12 protein-coding genes are annotated in these 13,919 nt (G+C 48.7%); 6 read left to right on the forward strand and 6 right to left on the reverse strand.

Features of this window, described 5'->3' with window-relative positions; all coding sequences use genetic code 11:
- The first annotated feature begins 308 nt into the window (after positions 1-308).
- The 3 genes from QMK20_RS07305 to QMK20_RS07315 all read left to right on the forward strand — a co-directional run bounded on the left by QMK20_RS07305 (position 309) and on the right by QMK20_RS07315 (position 5,184).
- Positions 309-3,200, forward strand: coding sequence for a 2-oxoglutarate dehydrogenase E1 component (locus QMK20_RS07305; RefSeq protein WP_283655204.1), 2,892 nt, complete (start codon positions 309-311; stop codon positions 3,198-3,200).
- 5 nt (positions 3,201-3,205) lie between these two features.
- Entirely contained in the window at positions 3,206-4,516 is a 1,311-nt protein-coding gene (gene odhB, locus QMK20_RS07310; RefSeq protein ID WP_283655205.1) for a 2-oxoglutarate dehydrogenase complex dihydrolipoyllysine-residue succinyltransferase, read from the forward strand.
- 137 nt (positions 4,517-4,653) lie between these two features.
- The gene (locus tag QMK20_RS07315; protein WP_283655206.1) at positions 4,654-5,184 is read left to right on the forward strand and encodes a YfiT family bacillithiol transferase; all 531 of its coding nucleotides are present in this window, start codon (positions 4,654-4,656) and stop codon (positions 5,182-5,184) included.
- A gap of 121 nt (positions 5,185-5,305) precedes the next feature.
- On the opposite strand, the gene QMK20_RS07320 is transcribed toward QMK20_RS07315, so the two are convergent.
- The 4 genes from QMK20_RS07320 to mnmL form a co-directional block, all read right to left on the reverse strand.
- On the reverse strand, positions 5,306-6,283 hold the full coding sequence (locus tag QMK20_RS07320; protein WP_283655207.1) for an alpha/beta fold hydrolase: 978 nt from the start codon (positions 6,281-6,283) through the stop codon (positions 5,306-5,308).
- 26 nt (positions 6,284-6,309) lie between these two features.
- Positions 6,310-7,284 (reverse strand): type I phosphomannose isomerase catalytic subunit, encoded by a 975-nt coding sequence (locus tag QMK20_RS07325; protein ID WP_283655208.1) that lies wholly within the window; start codon positions 7,282-7,284, stop codon positions 6,310-6,312.
- A 160-nt stretch (positions 7,285-7,444) separates the two neighbouring features.
- Positions 7,445-8,026 (reverse strand): tRNA 5-(aminomethyl)-2-thiouridylate-methyltransferase MnmM, encoded by a 582-nt coding sequence (gene mnmM, locus QMK20_RS07330; protein ID WP_283655209.1) that lies wholly within the window; start codon positions 8,024-8,026, stop codon positions 7,445-7,447.
- A complete protein-coding gene (mnmL, locus tag QMK20_RS07335) occupies positions 8,027-8,980 on the reverse strand; it encodes a tRNA modification radical SAM protein MnmL/YtqA (RefSeq protein WP_044646677.1) in 954 nt (317 codons plus the stop codon).
- Positions 8,981-9,285: 305 nt separating this feature from the next.
- Between mnmL and QMK20_RS07340 the strand changes: the two genes are divergently transcribed.
- Together QMK20_RS07340 and trmB are read left to right on the forward strand one after the other, a co-directional pair.
- Positions 9,286-9,483 carry a hypothetical protein gene (locus QMK20_RS07340; RefSeq protein WP_013370066.1) on the forward strand — a complete coding sequence of 66 codons (198 nt, stop codon included), beginning with the start codon at positions 9,286-9,288 and terminating at the stop codon, positions 9,481-9,483.
- Positions 9,484-9,587: 104 nt separating this feature from the next.
- Positions 9,588-10,301, forward strand: a complete 714-nt coding sequence (trmB, locus tag QMK20_RS07345; RefSeq protein WP_283655210.1) for a tRNA (guanosine(46)-N7)-methyltransferase TrmB — start codon at positions 9,588-9,590, stop codon at positions 10,299-10,301.
- Positions 10,302-10,324: 23 nt separating this feature from the next.
- On the opposite strand, the gene QMK20_RS07350 is transcribed toward trmB, so the two are convergent.
- Complete coding sequence (locus tag QMK20_RS07350; protein ID WP_481857716.1) at positions 10,325-11,458, reverse strand: MGDG synthase family glycosyltransferase; 1,134 nt, start codon at positions 11,456-11,458, stop codon at positions 10,325-10,327.
- Between the two features lie 51 nt (positions 11,459-11,509).
- Positions 11,510-12,037, reverse strand: coding sequence for a phosphatase PAP2 family protein (locus QMK20_RS07355; protein ID WP_283655212.1), 528 nt, complete (start codon positions 12,035-12,037; stop codon positions 11,510-11,512).
- Positions 12,038-12,640: 603 nt separating this feature from the next.
- Here QMK20_RS07355 and QMK20_RS07360 point away from each other — a divergent pair.
- Positions 12,641-13,879, forward strand: coding sequence for a glycosyltransferase family 2 protein (locus QMK20_RS07360; RefSeq protein ID WP_283655213.1), 1,239 nt, complete (start codon positions 12,641-12,643; stop codon positions 13,877-13,879).
- The last annotated feature ends 40 nt before the right edge of the window (positions 13,880-13,919 follow it).

Consider the following 13,919-nt stretch of genomic DNA (forward strand, 5'->3'; position numbering starts at 1 on the left):
TGATACTATGATTTGTACGATAAAAGCGCCAAGGCTGGGGGACAAACCAGTCTCTGGCGCTTGTTTTCATACGAAATAACCTGATTGATCTAATTTATGCATTGGTATGTTGAGAAAAAGGAAATGCTCATCGACGGAAAAGTTTATACAATGGAAGAAGGATAGGAATTGTGAAATTCGACTTTTGATGAAGGATTTCATATAATGTGAGCATATTGTGAACAACTTAAATTGAGAATTTTGCGAAAACTGAAATGAAAATGATTTCCGTCCAGCTATGAATTTCAAAATTTGACGGAGGGAACGAGATGACAATGGAAGAGAGCAGCAGACAGGTACCTTGGCAGAGTTATTATGGACCTAATTTAGGTTATGTGCAGGACCAGTATGAAAAGTATGTAGCGGACCCCGGAACAGTTGATCCGGCTTACCGCGAGCTGTTTGATCAATGGGGTGAGCCGCCGCAATCCGAATACTCGGCTGCTTCCATGATAGACTACAAATTGCAAGGCCCCCCGGCAAGCGCTCAGGGACATCTTGATTCGAACACATTACAGAAAGCGGTTACAGCTGGGAAAATGGTGTGGAACATCCGTGAATACGGACATTTGGCTGCACAAATAGACCCGCTGGGACTGGATGCCGAGCAGGATACACGCTTGCTTGATCCGGCATCCTACGGTTTAACTGAACAGGACCTAAAGGCTTTTCCGGCCTCTTTAATATGGGATAACGCTCCCGCTGGAACACTTAACGGCTGGGAAGCCATCCAACGCTTGCGTGTGGCATACACAGGCCCGATTGCCTATGAATTTAGTCACATTCATAACGAGGAGGAACGCCGCTGGCTGAACAGCTACGCTGAATCCGGCTGGTCCTCCAAACCACTCACCACACAGGAACGCAAGGCGTTGCTAGGCAGACTGGTAGAGGTGGAGCAGTTCGAAGAGTTTTTGCATAAAACGTTTGTCGGACAGAAACGTTTTTCCATCGAAGGTAATGATGTCCTCGTACCAGTACTCGACGAGATTATCCGTCTTACGACGAATGCAGGTGCAAGCCACGTGTTGATGGGGATGGCGCATCGTGGTCGTCTGAATGTACTGGCCCACGTACTGGGCAAGCCTTACAGCAAAATTTTCTCTGAATTTCATCATTCTCCGAATAAGGATCTGATTCCGTCGGAAGGCTCGACAGGGATTAATTATGGCTGGACCGGAGATGTAAAATATCATCTGGGTGCCAATCGTTTTGTAAAGGATGGGGAAGCGGTACAGGCCCGTCTGACATTGGCGAATAACCCGAGTCATCTGGAATACGTGAACCCGGTCGTGCAGGGCTTTTCCCGCGCAGCACAGGAAGATCGCAGTGAGGCAGGCTATCCGAAGCTGGATGTCAGCAAGGCGGCAACCATTATCATGCATGGCGATGCGGCTTTTCCAGGTGAAGGCATCGTGGCGGAATCACTTAATTTCACGAATTTACGCGGCTTCCGTAATGGCGGCTCGGTTCATATTATTGTTAACAATCGTCTGGGCTTTACAACAGAAAGCGTGGATTCACGTTCGACCCGCTATGCAAGCGATCTGGCCAAAGGCTACGAAATTCCGATCGTACACGTGAACGCGGACAATCCCGAGGCGTGCATTGCAGCAGCTCGAATGGCTGGCGAATATCGCAACCGTTTCAAGAAGGATTTCCTGATTGATCTGATTGGCTACCGCCGTTACGGTCATAATGAATCCGATGATCCGGAAACAACGCAACCGCTGGTATACAGCAAGGTGAAAAACCATCCAACGGTTAGCAAATTGTACGCTCAAAAACTGATTAAGCAAGGAATCGTGGATGAAGCGTTTAATGCTGGACTTATCGAAAAGGTACAAAATCGACTCAAGGAAGCGCATGAGCATGTGAAGAATAACCCGGAAGAGGAGCCTGCAATTGCTCCTTCCAAGGCAAAACGGGGTCAGGATTCTGTGGTTCGTACGGCTGTAGAGTTGAAAAAGCTGCGTCAGATCAATGAAAACCTGCTGAAATGGCCAAAAGCCTTCCAGGTATATCCGAAGCTGGATCGTATTTTACAGCGTAGAAAAACGGCTCTGAACGAAGGTGAAAAGGTGGATTGGAGCTTGGCGGAAACGCTCGCTCTGGCTACGATTCTGGCAGATGGCAAACCGATCCGTATGACGGGTCAAGATGCGGAGCGGGCAACGTTTGCTCACCGTAACCTCGTGTTGCACGAGCCTGAAACGGGCAATACGCATTGTCCTTTGCACACATTGCCGGAAGCACGTGCTTCGTTCAGTATTCATAATAGCCCGTTGTCTGAGGCGTCTGTCCTTGGCTTTGAGTATGGCTATAACGTGTACTCTCCTGAAACGTTAGTGATTTGGGAAGCGCAATTCGGTGATTTTGCCAACTGTGCGCAGGTTATTTTCGATCAGTTCATTTCCGCTGGCCGTGCCAAATGGAGACAGAAATCCAGTCTGGTAATGCTGTTGCCGCATGGTAGTGAAGGGCAAGGACCGGAGCATACAAGTGCACGTCTGGAACGATTCCTCCAACTGTCTGCACAAAATAACTGGACTGTAGCTAACTTGAGCAGTGCCTCGCAGTATTTCCATCTGCTGCGCCGTCAGGCTGCATTAAGCGAGAGTGAGGAAGCTCGTCCGCTTGTGATGATGTCGCCGAAGAGTCTCATTCGTAATAACCGTGTGGCTTCGCCTGCTTCCGAATTCAGCGAAGGAACATTCCGTCCCGTGCTGGAGCAGCCCGGATTGGGTGCGCGCCCGGATCGTGTAGAACGGATTGTACTATGCAGTGGCAAGATTGCCATTGATCTGGAAGAAGCGTTGGAGAAGGACAAGGCTGAAGCGGAGGACCGTCTGCACATTATTCGTGTCGAGCAGTTGTATCCTTTCCCAGAAGAGGAAATTCGGAATATTTTCAGCCGTTTCCAGCATGTTAAGGAATTCGTATGGGCACAGGAAGAACCGAAAAACATGGGTGCCTGGAGTTACATTGAGCCTCGTTTGCGGAATGTTGTGCCGCAAGGAGCGGAAATCCGCTATGCAGGCAGACCGGATCGTTCCAGCCCAGCGAGCGGTTATCAGCAAGTACACAGCCTAGAGCAGCAGCGAATTATTCAATCAGCGTTGAAGCAGGATTCCAAAAACAATATTACACTGGGGAGGTAGCGGCTGTGAGCGATATTTTAGTGCCAGCAATGGGAGAATCCATCACGGAAGGAACAATCTCCAAATGGCTTGTGAAGGAAGGGGATTCCATAGGACAGGGGGATGTTCTACTGGAGCTGGAAACTGATAAGGTCAATCTGGAAATTAGCGCAGAAGAAGCGGGCGTAGTCCAGAAAATCCTTCGACAGGAAGGGGAAACGGTGGTTATCGGTGAAGCTGTAGGCTTGATCGGAAGCGGCAGTGGGAGCGTTAGCGCAGGATCATCCGGTGCCGGAGAAGCAGCAGCGACCAAAGCGCCGGAGGCACCGCCTGTAGCCACTTCGCCTGCTTCCACAGCAGGCGATGGCAAATCAGCAGCGGAACAGGCCGCACAGCCTATTCCGTCCCACGGTGACGGGAACGGTCAGACGGCATCTCCCTCTGCCCGGAAGCTGGCGCGTGAGCGCGGAATTGATCTGGAGCAGGTACAGGGGAAGGACCCGCTTGGACGCGTGTTCCAGGAGGACGTTAAAACGCATGGGAACAGCGCCGATGTTTCGCGTGCTGCATCACCTGCACCTGCTTCTCCCGCTGCGAATAAACCTGCTGCGTCTCCGTCTCAGACAGAGTACAGCAAGCCGGTAGAACGTCAGCGCATGTCCCGCCGCAGAGCGACCATTGCCAAACGTCTCGTTGAGGCACAGCAAACGGCCGCTATGCTTACGACCTTTAATGAAGTGGATATGACCGCCATCCTTGATGTTCGCAAACGCCGCAAAGATAAGTTCAAGGAGAAGCACGATGTTGGGCTGGGCTTTATGTCCTTCTTTACGAAGGCAGTGGTCGGTGCGCTCAAGCGTTTCCCTACTGTAAATGCGGAAATTAACGGCGATGATATCGTACTGAAAAAATACTATGATATCGGGATTGCTGTATCTGCGAAGGAAGGGCTGGTTGTACCCGTTGTACGGGATGCTGATCGTCTCGGCTTTGCCGAAATCGAGAAAAGCATTGCAGATTTGGCTGGCAAAGCACGTTCCAATTCGCTTTCTCTGGCGGATCTGCAAGGTGGAACCTTTACCATTACCAACGGAGGTATTTTCGGTTCCTTGCTGTCTACGCCGATCCTGAATTCACCGCAAGTGGGTATTTTGGGAATGCATAAAATCCAGCTTCGCCCGATTGCCATTGACGAGGAACGTATGGAAAATCGTCCGATGATGTATATCGCGTTGTCCTACGATCACCGGATTATTGATGGCAGCGAAGCGGTTCGCTTCCTGGTAACGGTCAAAGAATTGCTGGAAGATCCGGAATCGCTGTTGCTGGAAGGATAAATAGATCAACAGTTGTATCCAATCTTTACGTATATGAAAAAGCAGGCTCTTGCGGGTCTGCTTTTTTTCATGCATAGTTATAACATAAGATTACAGGTAGTAGGATACTCAGATGCAGAGAAGGGTGGGGAACTGTTTTGGATCATGATTTGCGCTACCCGATTGGGCCATTCGTCGTTCCGGATACCATTACAGAAGAACAGCTTCTGGCATGGACTCACGATATTGCTGAACTGCCTTCTCAGCTTCGTCAGGCGGTCGAAGGGCTGGACGAACAACAGTTGAACACGCCTTATCGCGAAGGAGGCTGGACGGTTCGGCAGGTTGTCCATCATTTGGCAGACAGCCATATGAACGGTTATATTCGCTTCAAGCTAGCGCTAACAGAGGATACACCCACGATTAAGCCATATGATGAGGGGCGTTGGGCCGAAATACCGGATGCAAGGGAGCTTCCGCTGGAGCCTTCTCTGCAATTGCTGGAAGGGCTGCATGAACGGTGGGTGGTTGTGTTGCGTTCGCTGGGGGATGATCAATTACACCGAACGTTTATCCATCCGGAATCGGGTCAGACGATCCGCCTGGAACGAAACATTGGCATCTATGCCTGGCACGGCAAACATCATATAGCTCATATTACTTCCCTAAGAGAACGGAATACATGGTAATCTCCTAATAAGCTGAACTGAAAAGTTACTTGTGGTGTCACGACGCAGACAAAGAAATAAAAAGAAACCTTTAAACTCACTTTAACCGTGGTTTTGAAGGTTTCTTTTTATTAAGAGCTATTTATGAAGATGCCTCAGAGCCTCCAGACATAACAGAAACGGAGGTCGCTGCTGTGTTAATATGGCGATCCAGCCAATCAACGATATCGGTCATGACCTCATGGCGATTCGTTTCATGCAGCATCTCATGTCGGCCGTCAGGATAGAGACGATATTCTACATCCTGAAGCTTCAGACTCCGGTACATATCCACCAGCGTTAGAACACCTTTACCGAACAACCCCACCGGATCACGATCCCCGGCAAAAATATAGATTGGCAGCTTGGGATTGATTTTTTCGAGTGAGGAGGGCCAATGAATTTCCTGCAAAAGCCGGAAAAAATCTAGAAAAAAGCCTGTCGTGCAGATGGCACCGCATAACGGATCATGTACGAATTGGTCTACTTCATCGGGATCGCGGGATAACCAGTCGAACGCTGTACGCACCGGACGAAAGGCTCGATTAAATCCGCCGAAGACCATAGCGTTGAGCAGTATGCTGCGGTGATCCATTCCTTGCAGTTTGGCTTGCAGCAGGGCAACTTGTTCTCCAAGTTTCAGCAGGCCACGCCGTCCGTTCGTTCCCGATAAAATAAATCCGTGATACTGTTGCTTATCATCATACATGATTTTCTGGGTTAAAAAGGATCCCATACTGTGACCGAGCAAAAAACGAGGCTGATCTGGAAACTCCTTGGCCGCAATTTCGCCCAGATCCAGCATACCGCTTGCCATTCGTTGGAATGCATTCGCCCCTGGCATGCCAAGCTTATCAGAATCACCGGCGGTACGTCCGTGGCCGATATGATCGTTGGCATATACACCATAGCCGGAAGCTGTAAGCTTCTCAGCCAAGCGAATATAGCGGTAGGATGTCTCGCACATCCCGTGCGAAATCTGAACGATTCCCCGCACGGGCGTATGCTGATCCGGTAGCCAGCGGTAGGCAAAAAGCTCCGTTCCGTCATTTTCAGCGATGGTGAAGGTATATTCCCGCATAAGTTAGACAACACACCCTTTAAGCTTTAAGGAAGATAAGATCTAAGGACAGTCATTCCGTCATTCAGCGTGTAACCACCCAGATTAGCGGGGAGCAGGAAGCAATCTCCAGCTTTGCAGGAGAGAGACGACGAATGATTGTCCCACGTTAATGTACCACTGCCTTCGCAAATCACGAGAATGGTAAAGCTGTCATCGGTTGTGGAAAGCGCCCAGCTTCCCTCTACGATACCCTTTTCCACGACAAAATACTCACAGGCTGCGAGTTGAAGCCATTCACCCGGCTGTAAACCACCTGTCTTCATTGTTGTTGCACCAGCCCCCTCGTAAGAGGTCACATTGAGGGAATCCTCGATATGCAGCTCACGGGGCTTGCCATCCAGACCAGGACGGTTGTAGTCATATAACCGATAGGTGGTATCTGAATTTTGCTGAATTTCAGCAACAACAACGCCTGCACACAACGCATGTACGGTTCCAGCAGGGATGAAGAATGTGTCGCCTGCCTCAACAGGAACCTGACGCAAGCTACCCAGGATGTCTCCGCTTTCAAGGGCGGTACGCAGGCTGTCCCGGGTCACGCCCTCGGTCAAACCGTAAATAATTTTGGCATCCGGCTTGGCATCAAGCACGTACCACATTTCGGTTTTTCCCAGCTCTCCGGCTGGAAGTCCTGCATAATCGTCTGTCGGATGCACTTGCACGGACAGATCGTCATTGCAATCCAGCAGCTTGATCAGAAGCGGAAAACGTCCGCCTTTTTCCGATACACCCTTGGCCCCGAGCCAGTCCTGCCCGTAGGTTTCGCGAATTTCATCCAGCCCCTTGCCAGCCAGCTGGCCATTGATGACCGTTGTGGTTCCATTTGGATGATCGGCAATCATCCATCCTTCCCCAATATGCCCTTCCGGCGGGGTTAAACCGAATTGCTCCAAGGCTCGTCCTCCCCAAACTCTCTCTTTGAACTCAGGTTGAAATTGCAGCGGGTATGGCTTTAGCATAATTTCTCTCCTCCATAATGAGTAATGAGTGCGACCAGAAACATGCCGCTGGGGCAATAAAACTGGGGTGAATAGCCCGTACGACGCTCAAAAAAAGATATATGTAAGGCGGCTAAAAAAGCCGCTCATAACCTGAATATGCAAATTTAAAAATGCGACATTATTTCTTTTCAACCGCCACTACGTAAGGCGAAGCAGCTCGTTGTAATTGGCGGTAAATAATGCTTTGACCACTGGATACCGGGAGGGTGGAGGCCCATTGAAGGACAGCTTCGGCTTCCTCGCCGCCTCCAGCGTGTCCCGGATACAGTATGGCGGTCAGAATACCGCGCGGACGCAGCAGATACAGTGCCGCATCAAGAGCGGCGAGTGTACTGTCGGTATGCGTGATAACAGATGGATCAGCGCCTTCGGAGGGCAAGTAGCCGAGATTAAACATGACCGCAGCGACTTTGCCATGCAGTTTGTCGGGAACGGCTTCCCGCATCTGCTCATGACCTTGCAGCAATAGCGATACCTCCGCCAGTGAGAGGGATTCGTCTTTGTCCAGCCGACGACGAGCGAGCTGCAACGCCTCCTGCTGGATATCGAAGCCATAGACACGTCCCCGTCTTCCGGCAGCCTTAGCCAGGAACAGCGTATCCGCTCCGGTGCCAACTGTGGCATCTATAGCCGTATCGCCCGGCTGGACTCGCGCAGCTACCAATTGATGAGCGTAGCTCAGTACAGACAGGAAGCCCATTTAAGGCTGCCTCCAATACTTACCTTGCCACGTTTCCCGTGATTTTAGTTCATCGTCAATGGCGTTAAGTACTTCCCATTTTTTGAGCGACCACATCGGACCCATCAGCAAATCCCGTGGTGCATCCCCGGTCAACCGATGAACGATCATTTCGGGCGGCAAAAATTCAAGCGTATCGACGATCAGCTTGACGTATTCATCTTTTTCCAGAAAGCGAAGTAATCCGGCTTCATACTGCTTGACCATCGGCGTTTTGCGCATGAGATGCAACAGGTGGATTTTGATGCCCTGCACATCCATAGCCGCCACTGCACGACCTGTGTCCAGCATCATTTCATGCGTTTCCTGCGGCAGTCCGTAAATGATGTGCGCGCATACGCGGATATTGCGCTTGCGCAGCTTTTCCACCGCTTCCAGATAGCATTGAGTGTCATGGGCGCGGTTAATCAGCTCCGAGGTGGATTCATGGACGGTTTGCAGGCCCATTTCGATCCACAGGTATGTGCGCTCGTTCAGCTCGGCAAGGTAATCCACTACATCGTCAGGCAGGCAATCGGGACGTGTAGCGATGGACAGACCGACAACGCCGGGCTGCTCCAGAATGACCTCGAAGTATTCGCGTAGCTCCTCAACCGGGGCATACGTATTCGTATAGGCTTGAAAATAGCCGATATATTGGGCGTTTGGCCATTTTAGATGCTGTCGGTCCCGAATCGTATTGAATTGGGTGACGAGATCGTCCCGGCGGCGTCCGGCAAAATCACCAGATCCCCGTGCGCTGCAAAAGGTGCAGCCTCCTTTGGCAATGGAACCATCCCGGTTCGGACAGGTAAAACCTGCATCCAGCATGACTTTAAACACTTTATTTTGAAATTGCTCGCGCATTTCGTAATTCCACGTATGGAACCGTTTATCTCCCCACAGGAGAGAAGCAGGCAACAAATCTGTTTTCATGGGTGTACTCCTTTTTTTTGCGATCACCCTATTGTAACAAAAATCAGTCGGAATTGGGAATCACTTGAGAGCGAAAGGCAAGAGAAAGTGCGGATTTTATTGGATTCAGGATTGAAAAAGGTTACACCATGTGTTATATTGTAAGCGGTACCAGACATAAGATCTAAGGACTGTTTTCGATCCTGAAAATAAAAGTTAACCATCGGCTAATGATTATTTTTCAGGGCAGCTATGCTGCTTCTATCGCCTGCTTTAGGGTAAATGCACGTCGGTTCCATCACTAATAACCCGTGAGGTGATCTTTTATGAATACGCAGGATAAAACGCGTATGGATAAAGTTACTGTTGAGTTAACCTTTGACGAGGCATTGGCGCTGACTGGTGTCCGTTTTGGGCAAGACCGCCAGATTGGAACGGCCGCACGTCAAAAAATCAGAGCCGCTTGCCAAAAGACGATTGATTTTTCACCTGCTGATGGGGTAGACTATGAACAATTAAATTAGTTGGACCCCAATCCAAATATATTGAAAAAGGAATTTCATTTCCGTATCTTCAAGCGGGGGTGAGATTCCTTTTTCCTTGATAACAGAGTATATGGAGGAGTAACATGCGTTTACGCGGAAGAAAAGGAATACGGGAAAGTCTGGAAGAGCAGCAGGACCTGGTGATCTTGGAGCCGGGACAGTATAAAGGAAAGTGGCAGCAGCTTTTTGGCAATGATCGTCCGATTCATGTGGAATTCGGTATGGGCAAAGGTCGGTTCATCAGTCAAATGAGCTATCGGAATCCGGAAATCAACTATATTGGCTTTGATATGTATGATGAACTGGTGCGTCGCGCAGCGGAAAAGTCGCGTCTGGCCTGGAGTGATACAGAGGTTGATACGCCGCCTAATATCAAATTGGCGCTTGCGAACATTGAACAGATTGAGAATGTTTTTGAACCTGGGGAAATTGAACGCATTTATTTGAATTTTAGCGATCCGTGGCCTAAAGCCAAGCACGCGCGTCGTCGTTTGACACATCCGCGCTTTTTGGACAAGTACCGGCAACTTTTAAATAGCAAGGGGCAAATTCATTTTAAAACCGATTCGGAGACGCTGTTCGAGTTCTCGCTGAATTCGTTTGCTGATAGTGGTCTGCAAATGACGAATATATCGTTGAATCTTCATCGTGATGGTATCAACGAAGAGCATGTCATGACTGAGTATGAGCATAAATTTATGGGCAAAGGCATGAACATCCATCGTGTCGAGGTGTTGATTGGCAAAGATGCATTGGAAGAGTATGAGAAAATGCGTCTTGAGAAGTATGGGAAATAAATAAAAAAACAGGGTGCTTCCTTTTAGGAAAGCACCCTGTTTGGTTCCAGTATATCCAAAATACTCTGTGCACTCTGAAGAGGATAATATCGCGCTACATTATGAACGTGATCCTGTCGCTTGCGAACGATTTCCGGAAATTCGTGTAACAGCCGGTTCATCCATTTAACGACAACATCCAGCGAAGTAATCGGTTCTCCGAAGCCTTGAGCCGTAAAGTATTGACAATTTTCTTCTTCCTGTCCGGGAAGAGGTTTGTGAAACAACATCGGAATCCCTTTTGCCAGCCCCTCGGTGCATGTCATTCCGCCGGGCTTGGTAATGAGCAGATTCGATACCTCCATTAATTTGTCGATTTCCCGCGTAAATCCGAAAATATGAATATTCGGATGAATGAAGCGGGGATCCAGCTGCATTTTACGACGAATTTTATCATTATGACCCAGACAAAAAATAAATTGAATGTTTTCTCTCCAGTGGGTAAGCGAGCGATGAATGACTTCGTCGTTCATCAGACCCCAGCCGCCGCCCATAACGAGTACGGTGGGAATCGGCTTAAGACCGAATTGGTCCCGGATTTCGTCGTGCCCCGGATGTTCCCAGAAATTCGGATGAACCGGAATACCCGTTACTTGAATTTTCGACATAGGCACTCCGCGTGTGCGCAGCTTACGCATGACTTCAGGCGTAGATACAAAGTAACGGTCCACCTCGGGACTGATCCACGTTCCATGCGCATCGTAATCTGTAATGACGGTACAGAGCGGAACATGTACGCCCAAGCGCTTCAAACGTGAAATCACTGCACTTGGGATGGGATGAGTGCATACCACCAAATCAGGACGAAGCTGCCGAAGAATGTTTCGGGTCTGCGTGTAGAACAGACGGTGCAAAGCGAGCGTTGTAAGACGGTTTAATGATTTTTTATACTGATGACGGTAAACCATTCCGATCAGGCGAGGCTGCGATATGACAGTCTTCTTATACGCTGTAATAATGAGCGGAGCCATTCTCGGATTCAAAAAGCTCCCTAATTCCAGCACTCTGGTCTGCACATTCGGAGAAAGCTTGCGCAAACTGCTTGAGAGTGCGTACGCAGCTTGAGTATGTCCGGCACCGAAACCTTCCGATAATAATAACACTCGTTTTTTAGCCACTCTCATTTCACCTGTTCCTGCTGGGATGTTCTCAATCATACCATATCGGCTTTAAGGCCAGAATGCAACCGTTCCTATTGCTGCTGATGTGCCGATGACCGCCCCTGCGAGTACGTCCGTAGGATAGTGGAGCCCCAGGTAAATTCGGGAAAAACCCACAATCAGCGCGACGGGCAGCAAAAGCAGTATTAGCATGGGGGACTGTAGCATAAAAGGAACGGTTACTGAAAAAATAGCGGTTGTATGCCCCGAAGGAAAAGAATGATCCGACAGGGGATTACGGAACGTATTCGTATCTGGCAGTGCCAGGTACGGACGAATCCGCGGGTACAGCTTTTTGGCGATGGCTACAGGGATGTGGCTGACTCCAAGCGCGATGGCCCCCTTCATACCGGATTCCTTCCATGGAAGCGGAGCGAGCAGCCATACAAGCAGTGTAGAGGTGATTGTAAAGGTCGCTCCCCCCAGATGTGTAAGATAATAAAGCCAGAAGTTCAAAAAACGATTGTGTAAGCGTCCGTTGATCCATTTGAACAACTGCTGCTCCAGATTTACAAGTTTTACGACTAGACGTTGCATTTGGTTTCCTCCGGTTGCCGTGCCGGGTTGGTCGGCAAATATTTTGAATCACTTGGACAGAATCAGGTGATAAGTCATTATTCTCTTGCTCTCATCATATTTTTAAACGCTGCTCATTTCAAGAATCACAACTTATCTGGTTCAATTCTACACAAAAATGTTAATGGAATATAAGTTGAATTGTATAACTTTCTTTGCGTTCATTCGTCTAATACGATAGAGTATTTAGAAGTGGCTGTTAAATGGACCACAAAAAAGGAGGGACTAAAGAAATAAAAAGTTAGCAAATGGATGAAAATAAGACCTACCGTCATGTATGAAAGGATCAGCGTCGCATTCCTGGTTCAAACGGGAGTTTGTCGTGTTTTTTTGCTGCTGAGAACGGTTTAGAGGCTTTGACAAAAGATTGAAAACCAACGAAAATCGTAATGGCGTTCCTGTGTCAGCCAATAGGGGGCTGCGCACAGTCAATGAAAAAAGCAAGGGTCGGGTCAAAAACTACAAAAAAAGGCGCGCAAAGCGCCGCAACTTGCGCTACAGAGATAGAAAACAAACAAACGCAAGATTTTTAAGGGGTATAAAAAAAGGGGGTAACAAGAGATTATGTTAGACGCCATTTTTGTGACGCTCCAGATTATTCTGGCGCTGATCGCGGTCTATCAGTTTGGATTCTCCTTGTTCGGTCTGGTTCGCAAAAAAAGGAAAGAGCATGCGGCTCCGGAAAAATCATTTGCCATTTTGGTCGCTGCCCACAACGAGGAACAGGTTGTTGGAGCATTGATGGAGAACTTGAAGCAACTTGATTATCCAAAGGAACTGTACGATGTATTCGTTATTTGTGATAACTGTACGGACAAGACGGCGGATATCGTTCGCGCACACGGCATGAATGCTTGTGAACGTACGAATCCGAATTTGCGTGGTAAAGGCTACGCCATTGAGTGGATGCTCAAGGAATTGTGGGCTATGCCACGTCAATATGATGCGATTGTCATGTTCGATGCTGACAATTTGGCACATACGAATTTCTTGAGTGAAATGAACAACGACTTGTGCACAGGTGCCCGTGTTATCCAGGGGTACATTGATACGAAGAATCCTGAGGATTCATGGATTACTGCGGCATACGGAGTATCTTACTGGTACATCAACCGTCTGTGGCAGTTGTCACGTCACAACCTGAACATGGCTAACTTCCTTGGTGGTACAGGCATGTGTTTTGAAACGAACCTGCTCAAGGAAATGGGCTGGGGTGCGACGAGTCTGGTAGAGGATTTGGAGTTTACCATGCGCTGTACGCAACGTAATGTATATCCAAGATTTAATTATGATGCCAAGGTATATGACGAGAAGCCGTTGACTTTTAAAGCTTCCTCCAGACAACGTTTGCGCTGGATGCAGGGTCACTTTACAGTCGCTCGCCGTTATTTCTTCCCACTGCTGTGGCAGAGCATCAAGCATAGAAGCCTGGTCAAATTCGATATGGCTCTCTATGGTCTGAACGTGTATATCGTACTGCTTACCTTCTTGATGACAGTAGCGATGTGGGTAGACATTACGTTATTTGGTGGACCTAATATCGAAAATATCTATGTACAATTCCCGGCCTGGACCGGTGCTATAGCTGTTGGTCTGAATATTACCACCTTTTTGATCGCGATGATCCTGGAAAAGGTCACGTTCAAAAAAGTGTATCTTTATTTGTTGCTGTTCCCTGTCTATCTGGTTTCGTGGTATCCGATTACGTTCTATGCGTTCTTTACGCAAAACAACAAGCAATGGAGCCACACCCAGCATACCCGTGTCGTTCGGCTGGAAGAAGTTCAAAGTAAGCAGGGCTAAATGCAGAAGACATGAGTGTATCGCAGATCCTAAGTGCCAA

Source organism: Paenibacillus sp. RC334 (assembly GCF_030034735.1).
Classification (GTDB): domain Bacteria; phylum Bacillota; class Bacilli; order Paenibacillales; family Paenibacillaceae; genus Paenibacillus; species Paenibacillus terrae_A.

Excerpts from the sequence above, each read along its gene's own strand:
- QMK20_RS07305 (WP_283655204.1), top strand. The coding sequence starts at position 309 with ATGACAATGGAAGAGAGCAGCAGACAGGTACCTTGGCAGAGTTATTAT.
- QMK20_RS07320 (WP_283655207.1), bottom strand. The coding sequence starts at position 6,283 with ATGCGGGAATATACCTTCACCATCGCTGAAAATGACGGAACGGAGCTT.
- QMK20_RS07325 (WP_283655208.1), bottom strand. The coding sequence starts at position 7,284 with ATGCTAAAGCCATACCCGCTGCAATTTCAACCTGAGTTCAAAGAGAGA.
- mnmM (WP_283655209.1), bottom strand. The coding sequence starts at position 8,026 with ATGGGCTTCCTGTCTGTACTGAGCTACGCTCATCAATTGGTAGCTGCG.
- mnmL (WP_044646677.1), bottom strand. The coding sequence starts at position 8,980 with ATGAAAACAGATTTGTTGCCTGCTTCTCTCCTGTGGGGAGATAAACGG.
- QMK20_RS07340 (WP_013370066.1), top strand. The coding sequence starts at position 9,286 with ATGAATACGCAGGATAAAACGCGTATGGATAAAGTTACTGTTGAGTTA.
- trmB (WP_283655210.1), top strand. The coding sequence starts at position 9,588 with ATGCGTTTACGCGGAAGAAAAGGAATACGGGAAAGTCTGGAAGAGCAG.
- QMK20_RS07355 (WP_283655212.1), bottom strand. The coding sequence starts at position 12,037 with ATGCAACGTCTAGTCGTAAAACTTGTAAATCTGGAGCAGCAGTTGTTC.
- QMK20_RS07360 (WP_283655213.1), top strand. The coding sequence starts at position 12,641 with ATGTTAGACGCCATTTTTGTGACGCTCCAGATTATTCTGGCGCTGATC.